This is a genomic window from Capilliphycus salinus ALCB114379 (genome assembly GCF_047276495.1).
GTDB classification, from domain to species: domain Bacteria; phylum Cyanobacteriota; class Cyanobacteriia; order Cyanobacteriales; family Microcoleaceae; genus Capilliphycus; species Capilliphycus salinus.
In genome coordinates, this window is record NZ_CP178543.1 from 1,287,664 (window position 1) to 1,303,745 (window position 16,082).

General features: G+C 42.8%; 15 protein-coding genes. 7 read left to right on the top strand and 8 right to left on the bottom strand.

The genetic code is table 11. The annotated features are described in order from the left end of the window. Positions 1-455: 455 nt before the first annotated feature. From ACL6C3_RS05345 to ACL6C3_RS05360, 4 genes are all read right to left on the bottom strand, one after another. Positions 456-3,182: an MGH1-like glycoside hydrolase domain-containing protein gene (locus ACL6C3_RS05345; RefSeq protein ID WP_413165991.1), complete on the bottom strand. Its 2,727-nt coding sequence runs from the start codon at positions 3,180-3,182 to the stop codon at positions 456-458. A gap of 132 nt (positions 3,183-3,314) precedes the next feature. After that, positions 3,315-5,048 (bottom strand): DNA repair protein RecN, encoded by a 1,734-nt coding sequence (recN, locus tag ACL6C3_RS05350; RefSeq protein WP_413165992.1) that lies wholly within the window; start codon positions 5,046-5,048, stop codon positions 3,315-3,317. Positions 5,049-5,278: 230 nt separating this feature from the next. Then, positions 5,279-5,914, bottom strand: coding sequence for a transcription antitermination factor NusB (gene nusB / locus ACL6C3_RS05355; protein ID WP_413165994.1), 636 nt, complete (start codon positions 5,912-5,914; stop codon positions 5,279-5,281). A 111-nt stretch (positions 5,915-6,025) separates the two neighbouring features. Continuing rightward, the gene (locus ACL6C3_RS05360; RefSeq protein ID WP_413168266.1) at positions 6,026-6,757 is read right to left on the bottom strand and encodes a DUF502 domain-containing protein; all 732 of its coding nucleotides are present in this window, start codon (positions 6,755-6,757) and stop codon (positions 6,026-6,028) included. 598 nt (positions 6,758-7,355) lie between these two features. On the opposite strand from ACL6C3_RS05360, the gene ACL6C3_RS05365 reads away from it, so the two are divergent. Beyond that, a complete protein-coding gene (locus ACL6C3_RS05365) occupies positions 7,356-8,375 on the top strand; it encodes an aldo/keto reductase (protein WP_413165996.1) in 1,020 nt (339 codons plus the stop codon). A gap of 147 nt (positions 8,376-8,522) precedes the next feature. Continuing rightward, positions 8,523-8,810 carry a DUF2470 domain-containing protein gene (locus ACL6C3_RS05370; RefSeq protein WP_413165997.1) on the top strand — a complete coding sequence of 96 codons (288 nt, stop codon included), beginning with the start codon at positions 8,523-8,525 and terminating at the stop codon, positions 8,808-8,810. 34 nt (positions 8,811-8,844) lie between these two features. Here the strand turns inward: ACL6C3_RS05370 and ACL6C3_RS05375 are convergent, their stop codons facing one another. Next, positions 8,845-9,531 carry a hypothetical protein gene (locus ACL6C3_RS05375; protein ID WP_413165998.1) on the bottom strand — a complete coding sequence of 229 codons (687 nt, stop codon included), beginning with the start codon at positions 9,529-9,531 and terminating at the stop codon, positions 8,845-8,847. A gap of 261 nt (positions 9,532-9,792) precedes the next feature. On the opposite strand from ACL6C3_RS05375, the gene ACL6C3_RS05380 reads away from it, so the two are divergent. The 5 genes from ACL6C3_RS05380 to ACL6C3_RS05400 all read left to right on the top strand — a co-directional run bounded on the left by ACL6C3_RS05380 (position 9,793) and on the right by ACL6C3_RS05400 (position 13,691). Further along, positions 9,793-10,113, top strand: a complete 321-nt coding sequence (locus ACL6C3_RS05380; RefSeq protein WP_413166000.1) for a hypothetical protein — start codon at positions 9,793-9,795, stop codon at positions 10,111-10,113. A gap of 73 nt (positions 10,114-10,186) precedes the next feature. After that, positions 10,187-10,726, top strand: coding sequence for a GIY-YIG nuclease family protein (locus tag ACL6C3_RS05385; RefSeq protein ID WP_413166002.1), 540 nt, complete (start codon positions 10,187-10,189; stop codon positions 10,724-10,726). A 21-nt stretch (positions 10,727-10,747) separates the two neighbouring features. Continuing rightward, positions 10,748-11,455, top strand: a complete 708-nt coding sequence (locus ACL6C3_RS05390; protein WP_413166003.1) for an SAM-dependent methyltransferase — start codon at positions 10,748-10,750, stop codon at positions 11,453-11,455. A 623-nt stretch (positions 11,456-12,078) separates the two neighbouring features. Then, positions 12,079-12,273 (top strand): hypothetical protein, encoded by a 195-nt coding sequence (locus ACL6C3_RS05395; protein ID WP_413166004.1) that lies wholly within the window; start codon positions 12,079-12,081, stop codon positions 12,271-12,273. Positions 12,274-12,437: 164 nt separating this feature from the next. Then, positions 12,438-13,691, top strand: coding sequence for a lipid-A-disaccharide synthase-related protein (locus tag ACL6C3_RS05400; RefSeq protein ID WP_413166005.1), 1,254 nt, complete (start codon positions 12,438-12,440; stop codon positions 13,689-13,691). A gap of 299 nt (positions 13,692-13,990) precedes the next feature. On the opposite strand, the gene ACL6C3_RS05405 is transcribed toward ACL6C3_RS05400, so the two are convergent. The 3 genes from ACL6C3_RS05405 to ACL6C3_RS05415 all read right to left on the bottom strand — a co-directional run bounded on the left by ACL6C3_RS05405 (position 13,991) and on the right by ACL6C3_RS05415 (position 16,045). Then, positions 13,991-14,245 (bottom strand): hypothetical protein, encoded by a 255-nt coding sequence (locus tag ACL6C3_RS05405; RefSeq protein WP_413166007.1) that lies wholly within the window; start codon positions 14,243-14,245, stop codon positions 13,991-13,993. Between the two features lie 373 nt (positions 14,246-14,618). Beyond that, positions 14,619-15,617, bottom strand: coding sequence for a UDP-glucose 4-epimerase GalE (gene galE, locus ACL6C3_RS05410; protein ID WP_413166008.1), 999 nt, complete (start codon positions 15,615-15,617; stop codon positions 14,619-14,621). 47 nt (positions 15,618-15,664) lie between these two features. After that, entirely contained in the window at positions 15,665-16,045 is a 381-nt protein-coding gene (locus tag ACL6C3_RS05415) for a hypothetical protein (RefSeq protein WP_413166009.1), read from the bottom strand. Between the last annotated feature and the right edge of the window lie 37 nt (positions 16,046-16,082).

Genomic DNA, 16,082 nt, shown 5'->3' on the forward strand with positions numbered 1-16,082 from the left:
GGATTTATATAAAATTCCTTCCATTGGGTGATCGAACCGAATGTAATGTTACTTTGTCTATTTCTTTGAATTGACACTAACTAAGTTATCGGTTTAAGGTTAATTGAAAGTTAAGAGTAGGGAAAGAGTTGGGATTTGAATCTGTTTTTTACAGAAGGTTTACATTCGGTTTAAATTTCCGGGGGTTTTTTGAATGACTTTCGGCTTGCTTCTCAAGGAAAAGGTCTGATCACTGAGGAAATTTGCAAGTGATAACGAAGAACTATTTAAAAAAAATTTTAGCGTTTGAATTCGGTAAAGCTTCGATTATTTCGATTAAGAATAATAGATAAGTAGTCAGAGATAAATCAACCGAGTTGTTAAAAAATCCCGTTAAACTTTAAAGAGTTTTAACGGGAGATAGATGTTATACTGCAAAAAGATATTCAATGTTATGCGTTAAAACTTGATAATTTTTAGGACTTCAAGCCTTGGGAAAGGGTACTCAAAGCAGCCGAGAAATATCCTCCCCGCAGAACATCTTCAGGATTAACCTTAGCCGAAACGGTCATCAAATAGGCAATTAAACCCGTCCATCCGGTTTGATGACTCGCCCCCAATCCAGCCCCATTATCCCCATGAAAATACTCGTAGAATAGAATCAAATCTCGCCAGTGGGGATCGGTTTGAAACTTCTCAGTATTTCCATAAAGAGGACGCTGTTGTTGATCATTTTGGAGAAAAATATTACTCAAACGGCGAGTAATTTCGTCCGCGACTTCCCACAGCGTCATCCACTGACCGGAACCTGTCGGACATTCGACTTTGAAATCATCTCCATAGTAAGCATACATCTTCCGCAATGATTGTACCAGCATCATATTAACAGGCATCCAAATCGGGCCGCGCCAGTTAGAATTTCCCCCAAATAATCCGCTTGAAGATTCAGCCGGTTCATAGTCAACCCGATAGACATTTGCTCCGACAGTAAAAATGTAGGGATTATCCCAGTGATGGCTAGAAAGTGCGCGAATGCCATAATCGCTCAAAAATTCAGATTCATCCAACATTCGCTGTAAAATTCGCTGTAATTTTTCTCGGTTGACTGGAGATAATAATCGTTTTCCAGTTATGCTGGTTTGGACTGGATCGCTAATATTCTGGATACTTTCATGGTGTTGTTTGTTAAATTCAGCCATCCGTTTGGCAAATTTAGGAACTTTTTCCAAAAGCTGAGGATCAGAAATAACGGTGGCAAATAAGGGAATCAAACCCACCATTGATCGCACTTTGAGCCGGGTCGAATATCCGTTCGGAAAATGTAACACATCATAATAAAAACCGTCCTCTTCATCCCACAATTCATCGGCGTTTTCTCCGATGCGATCCATTGCCATTGCAATGTACATAAAATGTTCGTAGAATTTGCACACTAGATCCTCATAGACCGGATTTTCTAGGGCTAATTCAAAAGCGATCGCCAACATATCCAAGCAAAACATCGCCATCCAACTGGTGCCATCAGCTTGTTCTAAAATCCCTCCTCCGGGTATGGCAGAACTGCGATCAAACACCCCAATATTATCTAAACCCAAAAAACCGCCTTCAAAGACATTATTACCCAGAGAGTCTTTGCGGTTCACCCACCAAGTAAAGTTCATCAACAATTTGTGGAACATACTTTCGAGAAAAGCGCGATCGCCTTTACCGCCATTTGCCACTTTTTCCATGAGATAAACTTGCCAAGTTGCCATACAGTGAACGGGCGGGTTCACATCGCTAAAGTTCCATTCGTAGGCGGGAATTTGACCGTTAGGATGAAGATAAACTTGGTTGGTCATTAACCGCAGTTGATCTTTAGCAAAGTCAATATCGATCATCCCCAAAACTAGGCAATGAAACGCCAAGTCCCAAGCCGCAAACCAAGGATATTCCCATTTATCGGGCATGGATAGAATATCCGCACTTTGCAGGTGAAACCATTGTTTGTTGCGCTGGGCGACTCGCTCGGGACAGTCGGGGGGCAAAATTTCATCGCTTAACCAATCTCCTACCGGATAATAGTAGAATTGCTTCGTCCACATCATCCCCGCAAAAGCCTGACGCATCACGTTGCGAGCATCTTCGGAAAAAGAGGAGCCAATGATACTATTGTAAAATTCATCGGCCTCCTGCAAACGGGCGCTGAAAGTAGATTCAAACCCCGATCCAAAAACGATTTCTTCAGCAGAAAATAGGCGATCGCTCAACCGCAATTGAATGATTTCTACTCCCTCTGCGGGAATTTCTAAAAGATAATGGGCAGCCGCTTTGGTGCCAATTTTATCCGGGTTCACCCCATCAAGTTTCCCGTCTACAATGTAGTTATTAATGCCATCCTTAACGTAGGGGGAAGCGTTGGGTATATTAAAAATGCGCTGAGTATTAGTTTCGTTTTCTGTAAACAATAAAGGCACCGCACGATCGCAGTACAAATAGCGATCGCCAAGTTCGGGGTGAGAGGCGCAAATTGTTCGGTCGTTAAATTGTCTGAGTATCGGTTTGGGCGGATGCTGGCGAAACCACGACCAAGTATTTCGGAACCAAAACGTCGGTAAAACGTGAAGGGATGCGGTTTCGCTGCTGCGATTGTGGATGCTAATTTTAATTAAGATATCTTCGGGAGTTTCTTTGGCGTATTCGACGAAGACATCGAAGTAGCGATCGTCATCAAATACCCCCGTGTCCATCAGTTCATATTCAAACTCTAGGCGATTTCGGCGTCGGTTGGTCTCGACAAGATTGGCATAGGGAAAGGCAACCTGCGGATATTTATACAGGTATTTCATGTAAGAATGCGTCGGCGTACTGTCCAGATAAAAGTAGTATTCTTTGACATCTTCTCCATGATTTCCTTCGCTATTTGTTAACCCAAAAATCCGCTCTTTTAAAATGGGGTCTTTGCCGTTCCACAGGGCGAGTGCAAAACAGAATTGTTGTCGTTCGTCGGAAATTCCCCCCAAGCCATCTTCGCCCCAACGATAAGCCCGAGAACGGGACTGATCGTGGCTAAAATAGTCCCAAGCATTTCCGGTTTGGCTGTAGTCTTCCCGTACCGTTCCCCACTGGCGTTCGCTGAGATAAGGCCCCCATTTTTTCCAGGGAATATTCTCAGAAGCGGCGGCTTGTAATCTTAGTTTTTCTTGATTTGAATGGAAGTTCATGCGACGACTTGCTCCTTAATTTCGAGGGTAGAAGGACAGAACAATCGAACAATTGAACAGGACTATTCTGACACAAAATTTTTAAAAATTAGAAATGTATTTTATATGTATTTTAAATGCTTCAAGATAAACTTAATAATTGGTATAAAATTGGCGTAAATAATCGGCTTCGGTGAGTAAAGATTCTGCAAAAGCAATTGCTTCAGTCGCCGAACGTCCACTCGCCAATTGTGCTAATTCTTCTCGGCGTTGATTATTATTAAGTTGACTGACTCGGACAACAGTTCTTTCTTCCGATCCATCGTTGGAAACCGGATCGCCGATCACTTTTTTTTCTACATGAAAATGGCGATCGCCCATCGCCGCGACAATGGGTTGATGGGTCACACATAAAACTTGATGACCCTGACCCAGTTGATGCAACTTTTGAGCGATCGCTTGGGCGACCCGTCCCGACACTCCCACGTCAATTTCATCAAATACCATTGTTCCCGAACCTGCTACTTGAGAAAAACAAGCTTTTAAAGCTAATAAAAACCGACTCATTTCTCCTCCCGACGCAATTGCACCGAGGGGCTGTAGGGGTTCACCTGGGTTTGGACTAAAGCAAAATTCCACCAGATCTGCGCCGTTTATTGTGGGTTCTATGGGGTGAATTTCTACTTTAAATTCGACCTTTTCCATCGCCAAAGGTTTGAGTTCTTTAACGAGATGAGTTTCCAATTTAGAAGCGGTTTTTTGACGAAGTTGAGTTAAACTTTGACAAACAAAAATTAACTTTTGAGTTGCTTCTTGATAGGCTTTTTCCAGGGCTTCGAGGGACTGTTCACCGGTTTGTAAGTCTTTCAATTCGGCTTGGATTTTTTCGTAATAGGCGATCACTTCGGCTAAAGTTTGACCGTATTTTCGACAAATTTGTTTAAGCTGCTGAATGCGATCTTGTACTTCTTGAAGTCGCTCGGGATCGGATTCGAGTTGTTCGCCATAACTGCTAATTTGTCGCCCCGCTTCGATCACCTGGGCTAACGCATCTTCAACCATTGCTAAAATTGGTTGCAGTTGGGTATCGTATTCTACCATATCGGTTAATATATTTTCGGCTTGGGAAAGCAAATCTGAGGCGGCTTTTCTCTCATCATTTTCGTACAAAAGCTGATTAATTTGATAACTTTGGTGTTGGAGTTCGACGACATGACCGAGGCGTTGTTGTTCTTGTTTTAGCTGTTCTAATTCATCGGCATCGGTTAAATTTGCCGCATCTAATTCTTGAATTTGATATTGTAATAAATCCAATCGCTGTAGGCGTTGTTGTTCAAACTGACGGCGATTTTCTAAGGCGTTTTGGGCTTGTTTTGTTTTACTATAAGCTGCGGCGACGGTTTGTTTTGCAGCCAATAAATCCGCCCCACCATACAAGTCTAACCAGTCTCGCTGTAAACCGGGTTGACTCAGTTGTAAGGTTTGACCTTGGGCGGTAATTTCAACAAAGCGATCGCGAACTTCATCTAATAGTTTTCGACTAATTAAAATACCATTTAAACGGGAACGACTGCGAACTTTTCCGCTAGATAATGTGATTTCGCGAGAACAAACGGCGAGGGTGCCATCAACGAGATCGATTTCTTGTTCGGCCAACCAATTTGAGATCGCAGCTTCGACTTCAAATGTGGCTTCTAAAATGGCTCGTTTGGCACCAGTGCGAATCATCCGGCGATCTACTTTTCCGCCTAAAACCGTATCAATTGCATCGAGAATAATTGATTTTCCTGCGCCTGTTTCTCCGGTAAAAACATTTAAACCCAATCCCAGTTCTAGATCGAGATGATCGATTAAAGCAAAATTCTCAATCCGCAGCGATAATAGCATTTTAATGTTATACTAATTTAAAGTTAGATAAGTTAGAGTTAGATTAGTTTAGATTAGTTTAGGTTAGTTTAGCTTGACTGATTAAATTTTTGGAAAATTATCCCCCGTTAAAAATTTAAGCATACCGGGCAAAAAAGAAAACAAACCGGACTAAATCAGTCCCGGTTATAATCAGATAAGGCGTTGATCAAACAGAAATTAAGGAGTTAAAAACTCCTCATCTGTCCGGCCTAATTTTGTGCGATCATATCTGCTGCTTTCATTTTTTCCACAACCCGACGCAACACACCATTAATAAATCGATAACTGTCCTCATCGCTGTAGCGTTTGGCAAGTTCTACCGCTTCATTGAGGGCGACTTGCTCTTGAGTTCCCAAGTACAACAATTCAGTTACCGCAATTCTTAAAATATCGCGATCGATGCGAGGTAAACGGCCCAATTGCCAATCGACCATCGCCCGATTTAAAATATCATCAATTTCTGTACGGTGAGCATTAACCTCTGTTAAAATCTCAATGGCATAGGATGCAACTTCTTCGCTTCGAGCCAATTGAATCAGTTCGGGAAACTCTGCTGCGGTTCCCAAGCGATTAATCGCCGTTTGGGTCAATTCTATAGCTTCTTGGATCATGGCTCTGGCCGTTTGCAGATCGCTGGCTCGAAATTGACTTCCCATTAGGCGATCGCTTCCCCGTTGCAGTTCAGCCATAGCCGTTTCTAAAGATTCTTGACCTTCATTGGCCAGAGTACGAACAACAGCCAAAACGAGATCTTGGATCTGTTGAGTGGCGAGTTTTTCAGGACTACTTGGGAGTTGGCTAATTCCCAAGAGGGCGAGTTCACGAGCGCTTCGACGAGCTTGCATAGACTTCCCCAGTGAATTTTACTGTTCAACGAAAAATGGGATCAAATGGAATTAAAAATCTTTCCATCATTGATTAATTTAATACAGATAAATCGACGAGCCGAAGATCTTCTAACCTTCTTCATCTAATGGTACAGGTTGCAGTCGATTTTCGTTCGCCATGACCGGTTCAAGCTTTGGCTCGGATACCGCCGAACTTGGGGTAGGTTTAACGGGTAAGGCCGAGTTAACAATTCCCCCAGAGACGATAATTTTAAAGGCATCTTCCACACTCAGCGACAGGTTAATCACCTCGTTACTGGGAATAACAGCATACCAACCGCTGGTGGGGTTGGGGGTCGTGGGAATAAAAATGCTGATCATTTGTTCGTTCATGTGAGATTGGATTTCACCGCTAACATTTCCGGTCACAAATGCTAACGTCCAGATTCCCCGACGGGGATATTCTACCAGAACCACACGGCGAAATTTATCATTAGAATCTTTGAGCAGGGTTTCTAAAAGCTGTTTGAGGGTTTTGTAGACCGAACCCGCAAGCGGAATGGCTTGGAGGACCTGTTCACCAAAATCCAGCAGCCACCGACCCACAATGTTGCGGGCCATTAACCCAATAAATAAAATTCCCAAAAGGGGGACGGCCAACCCGACCACGACATTGAGTAAGTTGACTAAAATCGGATGCAGTCCATCAAAGGGATTCACCTGTTTGGGAATCCGCGTTAAAAATTCAATAACTGAACTGGCGATAGTAATCGTTAACCAGATAGTCGTCGCCAGGGGGATAACGACTAACAAACCTGCGATCAGGTCATTTTTAAAGTCTTGTTTTAAACGTTGGAACACAGAGCGTCCACTCTCCTCTTCGATTTGTGCTGGATCTATCGATGGTTGATTTGTTATGGGTTTACGAGAATCAATATGGCTTTTGGTGGACATCATCATCTATTATTTTAATGCGTTTGATAATATCCTTAGCCCCTTGGCTGTTGGGCTGGGATCACATAGAGAAGTTGTACATATTACTTTAAACAATTGTAAAGAAATGTTGCAACGTCGCTCAGGCTTCGAGAAGTCTGGCCAGTCGAGATCGCGCTCTAGAGGCTGTTGACATCCGTTGATGTAACCCTCGAACTCCCTTAAAGCAGATTTAATCATTGTATGTCAGCTAACTGTATATTGGGCAACAGTCTTTTAGAGGCAATAGGGAACAGGGAACAGGCAACAGGGAACAGGGAATAGGGAATGGGGAATGGGGAATGGGGAAAGGCAATAGGCAGAAGTCGTGATGTCAGTCGTCAGAAGTCAGAAGTCAGAAGTCAGAATTGCCTCTTACCCCTTACCCCTTACCCTTTACCCCTTACCCTATTCACTAATAACTGGTGACTGTAAAGACTGGTCACTGTAAACTGTAAAGTGTGTGTCTGTTAGAGTAGGAACGAATATGATTCTACCGTCGTCTAGTCGCTATCAATTTACGGATGATTTAAACATCTGTCGGATTTTAAATGGGATGTGGCAAGTTTCGGGGTATCACGGACGTATTAATCCCAAAGCTGCCATTGACAGTATGTTTAAATATGTCGATGCAGGGTTTACGACTTGGGATCTGGCCGATCATTATGGGCCTGCTGAAGATTTTATCGGAGAGTTTCGTCAACAATTACTTAATCAACGGGGTCAGGAGGCTTTATCGAATCTACAAGCGTTTACAAAATGGGTGCCTCGACCGGGTAAAATGACTAGAGCTATTGTTGAGAAAAATATTGATATTTCTCGCCAACGAATGAATGTAGATAGCCTCGATTTATTACAGTTTCATTGGTGGGAATATCGGGATAAAAATTATTTAGATGCTCTCCAACACATGAGTCAGTTGCAGGCTGAGGGAAAAATAAAGCATCTGGCTTTGACGAATTTTGACACCGAACATTTGAAGATTATTGTTGATAATGGGATTAAAATTGTTTCCAATCAAGTACAATTTTCTTTGGTGGATCGTCGGCCTTTGATGCGGATGGTTGAATACTGTCAGCAACACAATATTAAACTCTTACCTTATGGGGTTTTGTGTGGCGGATTTTTGTCCGAAAAATATTTGAACCAACCCGAACCTCAGAATTTTAAGCTGGAAACGGTCAGCTTGAAAAAATATAAAAATATGATTGATGCTTGGGGCGGTTGGAGTTTATTTCAAGAGTTATTACAAACCCTGAAAACAATTGCGGATAAACACCAAGTCAGTATTGCTAATGTGGCGGTTCGTTATATTTTTGAACAGCCAACTGTTGCGGGAGCGATGATCGGAGCGCGTTTGGGTATTTCCGAACATCTTGAAGAAAATTCTCGCGTGTTTGAGTTGAGTTTGGATGAAGAAGATTACCAAAAAATACAGGCTGTTACCGACAAATCTCAGGATTTATTTGGCATCATTGGAGACTGTGGAGATGAATATCGCCGCTAACTTTTGACCGCCTATTGATAACGGTTTTATAGCAACCATCACGGCAATTATAGAGAGAATAAATCCCCGGAATTCTTATTTTTAAAGCTTTTCCCTTCTGGCTGGTGCGATATAATCAATAAAACCAGAAATTCAGGACGAAAAACAATGGCCGCAGAACCCATAACCCCGGAAATTAGCGATCGCATTTGCGCTCATATGAACGATGACCATGCCGATGCAATTTTGCTCTATGCTAAATACTTTGCGAATACTCCCAATGCAACTTCGGCCCGTATGGTTTCTATCGATCCAGAAGGAATGAATCTCACCGCTTTAGTTGAAGCCAAATCAACCCCGTTGCGGGTATCATTCGATCGCGTCCTGGAAAATTCAGAAGATGCTCATCACACCCTGATTGAGATGGTTAAACAAGCTCGAAAAATGTCTCAGTAAACCGATAAAATCTCCGAATAAACTTCAGAAACAGCTATTCGTTATTTTGGAGACTTTGCAGTTTTTTGATAGCCCGATTTAAACGGATAAGATAGGGTTTAACGACTTCTCGATTTTGTTGGTCGAGTTTGACGACTTGTTGATGAAGCCGATTGATTTTAGCCCTCAGTTTAACATCGCGATCGGAGGTTTTTTCAGAAGATGCGGGGGGAGCAATATCGGACTCGGAAGGAGAGTTTGTAGAAGGCTCAGAAGTGAGGGGTTGATACTCGGAAACCGGCGTTTCTCTTACCGCTTCCACCGCTTCTTCTATTAATTTAATCCGAACATTCATCACTTCCCAATCTTGCTGTCGAATCACATCATGTTCTAAACTTTGGGTGACTCGCTGCAACTCCGTTAAAACTTCAGTAATCGGATCGAGTTCCGCCGGTTCAGTCGGTATATTTTGAACCTGTTCTTGTAGGGATTGGACAACCGTATGAACATCAGCGATCACGGACTGGGTATATTGTCGAACTTGCTGTTCAAACCGTTGTCGATTAATTAAATTTAACCACAATGCGGCACTGATGGGAGTTGCAGCATATAAAATCTGCTGATACCATGCAGCAGCAACGATAGAACCGATGGTAGAACCGGCGACAGAAGCATATTCTGCCATTTTCCACCAATCTGTTGATTTTTGTGTGGGTGTTGAAGAAGCTTCTCGATTCTGCATGGCGATCGCGAATTGGCAAACAGTAACACAGCAATGCTAACCTAAACGGGGACTGATCGCTTAAATCGACTCAAAAATCAGCATACAGTCCATCGGACAGTATTGTAGGCGATCGGTCTTTTTCATAATACTTCACATTTTTCTTTCGGTTTAACAGTTGGGAACTGTCCCCAATCGTCCTAAGATGATCTTAGAGACGTTTGCACCAGACAGCAATGTTTCATCATTTGTCTTGATTGTCAAGTTTTAGGCGATAGTTTAATGCGGATAAGAATTGTAGAAAATTTTGATGCTGATTTTACTCTCGATTCCCAAGCCCAAACCCAATTATTTAGTTTACTCACCAGCGAAGCTTTTCTCGATCAAGTTCGCCAGCAAGTTCAGGGAAAAACCGTAGAATTTACCGAACTGTTATTTCAACCAATTCCTTACAGTTTACAAACTCCGAAAGGAATGCCCAAAGAATTTGAACCCTATCACGAATCCGAAGAATATATTATTGTCAACGTTCCCCCTAACTTTATGTTCCAAGCCAAAATCTTCCAACCCAGTCGTTTATGTGCGGTTTATCGCCGAGTTTAAATTATTAATTTTTACTCGCTCTAATTTCTCCTTTTCCCCTGCTCAAATCTTCTGAAAAATAATTCCGAACACCATGACCACTCAAGCTGAAATTCCCACCCTAGCAAGTTTAGACTCAATTTCCTACATTAACGAACAAGGTCAACTTCCCGAAACATTCCAAGGCAAAATCGGAGTTTATGCCATTTTTGATCGCGATCAAGTTTTACAATATATCGGTTATTCTCGCGATATTTATCTGAGTTTAAAACAGCATCTTGTTCGTCAACCTCAAAGCTGTTATTGGATAAAAGTTCAAACCATTGAACGTCCTAGCCGGACAATTTTAGAAGAAATACGACAAGCTTGGATAGCAGAAAATGGTTCAATTCCTGCGGGAAATAGCGAACAATCCGAACAATGGAATCAGCCGATAAATGTTAAACCATTGATGACAGATGAAGAAAATAATACCTACAATAATCTCGATGGAATTGACCAAGAAAAACATTTAAGACAAGTCGCCAGAAGAATAGAATCTCAGATTTTAGAACTTCTCAAAGCCCGAGGATTACAAGAAGAAATTCGGTTCAATCCCAAACTAAAAACCGACGGTTTGTTAGACTTAAAATAAACCAAAATAAAACTTAAAAACATGGCATTTGAACTCAAAAATGTTATTCCTTGGGGGCGAAGTTTTCAAGATTATCTCGAAATGTTTGCCCTGACTCCTGAGGAATTAGAACTATCAATTTTAGACTGTGCCGGCGGTCCGGCTAGCTTCAATGTAGAAATGAAACGGCTAGGATATCGGGTCATTTCTTGCGATCCGGTATATCAATTTTCCGCCCCCGAAATTAACCAGCGCATTCAAGAAACCTACTCAACCGTTATCGAACAACTCCATCAAAATCAAGACAATTATGTTTGGGAAAATATCAAGTCTCCCGAACATTTGGGAGAGTTAAGAATAGCTGCGATGCAACAGTTTTTAGAAGATTTTCCTTTGGGGAAAGCCGAAGAACGTTATCTCACCGCCGAGTTACCCCATTTACCTTTTAATTCTCAACAGTTTGATTTGGCATTGTGCAGTCATTTACTGTTTACCTATTCTCAACAATTATCAGAAGATTTTCATCTAGAATCCGTGCTAGAATTGTGTAGAATTGCGCGAGAAGTCAGAATTTTTCCGCTGGTAGATTTAGCCGGAAATCTTTCTCCTTTTCTGAGTCCTGTTATTAGCAATTTACAGCAGCAAGGATGGACTCTAGAAATTGAACCGGTTCCCTATGAATATCAAAAAGGCGGAAATCAGATGTTGAGAGTTTTTCAACCCGCCCAGAAACCCGTAGGGGCGAGTTGATTCTAAATTAAGCACGGTTTTCAGTTAAATTAAATACAGTATAAATTAAAAAACCGGGTTTCTTCTATGATACCCGCATTCATCGGTGATTTATATTGTTAAATCAACTGGATTTTTGGGTTGTACCTTATGGGTCAGCCACCCCGCTATATGTTTTCCCCCCCAGTGAGTGACCCTTACCCCCAAAAACCAATAGGGGGGAGTTGACATAGATTTATTCATCTGACTCTCAACCTAACATCATCTGCCTTTGACGGTCACTTCCAGGCTAAGTAACCTTGCTCGAAATACAATTGTAGTGTTATAACAAGTGATAACTGCTCGTTACAGAAATAAATTAATGCAGTCAACATTTTTAATTTTATTTTAGGTGGAGATCCCCCTGATGGATTAATCTCTTGATGGGTGACTCCCCACTTCCCAAAACTAGAAACCTTGATAGAAAATAAGGTGCAGAACCGAAAACAATTTTGGTTTTTGCTACCAGTATAGGTGAAAGCATAACTAACCCGTCACGAATATACCAAACAATTTTTTTTAATTCAAGCGGGTTATTGCAATCACCCAGTATTTCCCTTGAAAAAGGGTTGAAGCTTTGCATTTGTAGAGATCGGGGTTCATCCATGAAACGCACAATTTTATTAGGTTCACTAATTGTATCGACCGGGTTAACACTAACTCAGGCTTTGAGTTGGAGTAACAATTCTTCCAGATTTTCTCTCAATAAATTGACTCCCAACCGGGAGATGATCATTGTTTATGAAGGAACCGATGAGGATGGGGAAACCGAGACGGTTGAAACCAAACCAAAAAGTTAATCGCGCCGTTAATCTTCTGGGTGTACGATCAATTCAGTCCTCAGAAATCTTTCGAGAACCTTAATCGTTAGAAAAACAAAACATAGAATTTCGAGTGATCCACTTCACTTGCCGATTCTGTGATGCTAACCTAACGATTAAGTTTCTCAATCTGTCTTTAAGGCGTGAAATTATTGTGCTTGAGTAATGGTCACGGGGAAGATGCGATCGCCGTTCGCATTTTGCAACAATTACAACGTCTTCCCAATCCTCCCCAGTTAGCGGCTTTACCGTTAGTGGGAGAAGGAAAAGCCTACAGTCAACTGGAAAATGTTCCCATTGCCGGACCCGTTCAACAAATGCCTTCTGGCGGCTTTATTTATATGGATGGTCGGCAATTGTTGCGAGATGTACGGGGGGGTTTATTACAGCTTACCCGCATACAATTTCAAATTATTCTCAATTGGGCGAAACAGGGTGCATTTATACTGGCGGTTGGAGATATTGTACCGCTATTATTTGCAGCCCTCAGCGGTGCCAATTACGCTTTTGTTGGCACTGCCAAATCAGAATATTATTTACGAGATGAACAAGGCCCTTTGTTGCGTCAGTCTTGGATGCAACGTTGGGAAGGCTGGTCCGGATCGGTTTATTTACCTTGGGAACGGGGGTTAATGAGTCATTCTCGCTGTCAAGCGGTTTTTCCGAGAGATCGCCTGACGACGGAAACCCTTTTAAAATGGTCAATTCCCGCTTACAATTTGGGAAACCCGATGATGGACGATCTGCAACCGCAGACAAATTTCATCTATAATCCTCAGCAAAAACAGCACTCCCTAACCATTACCCTTTTACCCGGTTCTCGTCCCCCAGAAGCCTATGAAAACTGGCAACCCATCGCCGAAGCCGTCAGTCAGTTGGTGGACGCTTTTTCCGGGGGAGAAGACCGACAGCAGCCCGCAAATTTGACCTTTTTAGCGGCGATCGCTCCCTCGTTAGAGTATCACCGCTTCGGCGAGCATTTGAGCGGTTTGGGGTGGAAAAAAACGGGTGTAGAGAGCGATTTTGAGGTTCAATATACCCGGAAAAATGCTACAGTAATTTTAACCCAAAACTTTACCGACTGTTTGCACCGAGGGGATTTCGCGATCGCGATGGCCGGAACCGCAACCGAACAGTTTGTCGGTTTGGGAAAACCCGCGATCGCCATTCCCGGTCGGGGGCCGCAATTTACGCCGAGATTTGCAGAAGCTCAAAGTCGTTTGTTGGGGCCATCGTTAATTTTAGTCGAACATCCCAGAGAAATTCCCGATGTGGTGCGATCGCTAATAAACGATCAAAATCGGTTAAAATTAATTGCAGAAAACGGTCAAAAACGAATGGGACAACCCGGAGCCGCTTACCGGATTGCCCAATGTTTAATCGAAAAACTAATCTGATCTCGCGTTGATTAATTTTCTTATGGGGTTGGGGCGGGTTTATTGAGGTTATTTCTATCTGTTGGGCGGGTTCTGAGTTCACCTGTGATTCCCACAAAAAACAATTGTCAACCCGCCCCGAACCGATGAATCCCCACAAAAAACGATTGTCAACCCGCCCCGAAAACAAGGGTTACAGTTCATTAGAAAGGGGCGGGTTTATTGAGGTTATATCAAGTCCGGTTGAATACCCATCATAAAAATGTGGGGATCTCGGGAGATTTTGACTAACAGATGACGGTAATCACGGGAAGTTGTTACTATTGTTTGTGATTTTGCCGAATTCTTTGAGAATTAACGTGAATAATCGTTTTTGCTGGCAATCTTAGATCGCGCCAACGGGGAGCCGGCCCTCTTGTCCCTCGCTCAATAATGGGTTTGCCGTTCACGAGGGGAATGAGCCACATCTTCCCGGTCTTATAGGCACCTTGAACTCGGCCTGCGCTCAGGAGAGCTCGCAGTCGAGCGGTAGAGATTTTTAAAATCTGGGCTGCTTCTGTAGTACCGACTATCATTGAACTATAAGGGAATCGCAATAGTTTTCCAAGCTCTAAAACCAAATGATAAATGATAAATGATCAATAATCAATGATCTGGCTATTCGGTGTTGGGAGTAGCGGGGTTCAACAGAAGCCTGTTGACTGTCTGCGGTACGGGTCAGGTGTCTGTTATTCGTTGATTATACAACCGGATTTGATATGAGTTCACCTGTAAATCCCCACAAAAAATGATTGTCAACCCGCCCCGAACCGATGAATCCCCACAAAAAACGATTGTAAACCCGCCCCGAAAACAGCGGTGACTGTAAAAAAAAGGGCGGGTTTATTAAGGTTATTTCTAACAGAAATAGATTTTTGACGAACCCGCCCCTACGCTCACCGGTGAAAATTACCCGTGACGCTTTTGGTGCCATTGCCAAGCGTGAGAAATAATCGCATTCAAATCAGAATATTGAGGATTCCAACCCAACACCTGACGGGCTTTTTCCGCACTTCCAACCAAAGCAGGCGGATCTCCGGGACGGCGATCGCATTCAACAGCAATAATATCGCGTCCGGTAATATTTCGGGCCGCTTCGATCACCTCTTTAACCGAAAATCCATTGCCATTCCCGAGGTTAAAGACATCAGTTTTTCCGCCTTTGAGGAGATATTCTAAGCCCAAAACATGAGCCGTCGCCAAGTCAGTAACATGAATATAATCTCGGACACAAGTACCATCAGGAGTCGGATAGTCCGTCCCAAAAATAGAGAGAGACTCTCGCTTACCCAAAGCCGCCATCAAAGTCAGAGGAATCAAATGAGTTTCGGGGTTGTGATCTTCTCCCAAAGCCCCTTGTGGATCGGCCCCGGCTGCGTTAAAATAACGAAACCAAACGGATTTAAAATCATAAGCGTGATCAAAATCCGCTAAAATCTTTTCAACCATTAACTTGGTCATCCCATAAGGATTAATCGGATTTTGGGGATGATCTTCAGGAATCGGCACCTGTTGAGGAACGCCGTAAGTGGCACAAGTCGAAGAAAAAACAAACTTGTTGATCGAGGCGTCTTTCATCGCTTCTAAAAGCGTCAGCGTTCCGATCACATTATTGCGATAATATTTATCCGGAGCGCTAACCGATTCGCCGACGTAAGCATAAGCCGCGAAGTGCATCACCGCATCAATTTGACGCATCGAAAACAAATTATCCAGCAGTTGGCGATCATTAGTATCACCGACAATCAATTCTGCTTTGAGAACCTGTTCAACGACATCGCGATGACCGTAAACTAAGTTATCTAAGATAACAACCTCATAACCCGAACGTTGCAGTTCTAAAACTGCATGAGAACCGATGTATCCGGCTCCGCCTGTTACCAGAACTGTTGGCTTGACTTTAGACACGTTGAATTCTAACTCCTATTTGAGCCGAACTAAATTTTCTTTTTAAATCAATCGTCCAATGTCTGAGCCGAAACGTCCACCGCTTGAACATCAATCGTTCCTGGCGGGGTTAAGCGACTAAAATGACCCTGTTCAACTTGAAGCGGCTCACCACAATTGGGACATTGGCACTGCGTCTGATTGAGAGCAGTAAATTCATAGCCACAGACCGGGCATTCATCTTGGATGATATTGCGGCTTAACCACCACTGTACCCCAACAAACAACAAGATCGGAAGCAGTAGTAAAATCCCAATCAGGATGATAATCGAATTGACCAGCCACCCCAAACCGATAGAGGTTAGCAACCAAACCACCGCCAGGACAATCAGCCAGTTGCTTACCTTGGAAAAATTAAATTTGAGGATTCTGGGCCGTTCCTGGTTCACAGCGATCTCCTTTCCGCGTTCATCGATAGATAAATCA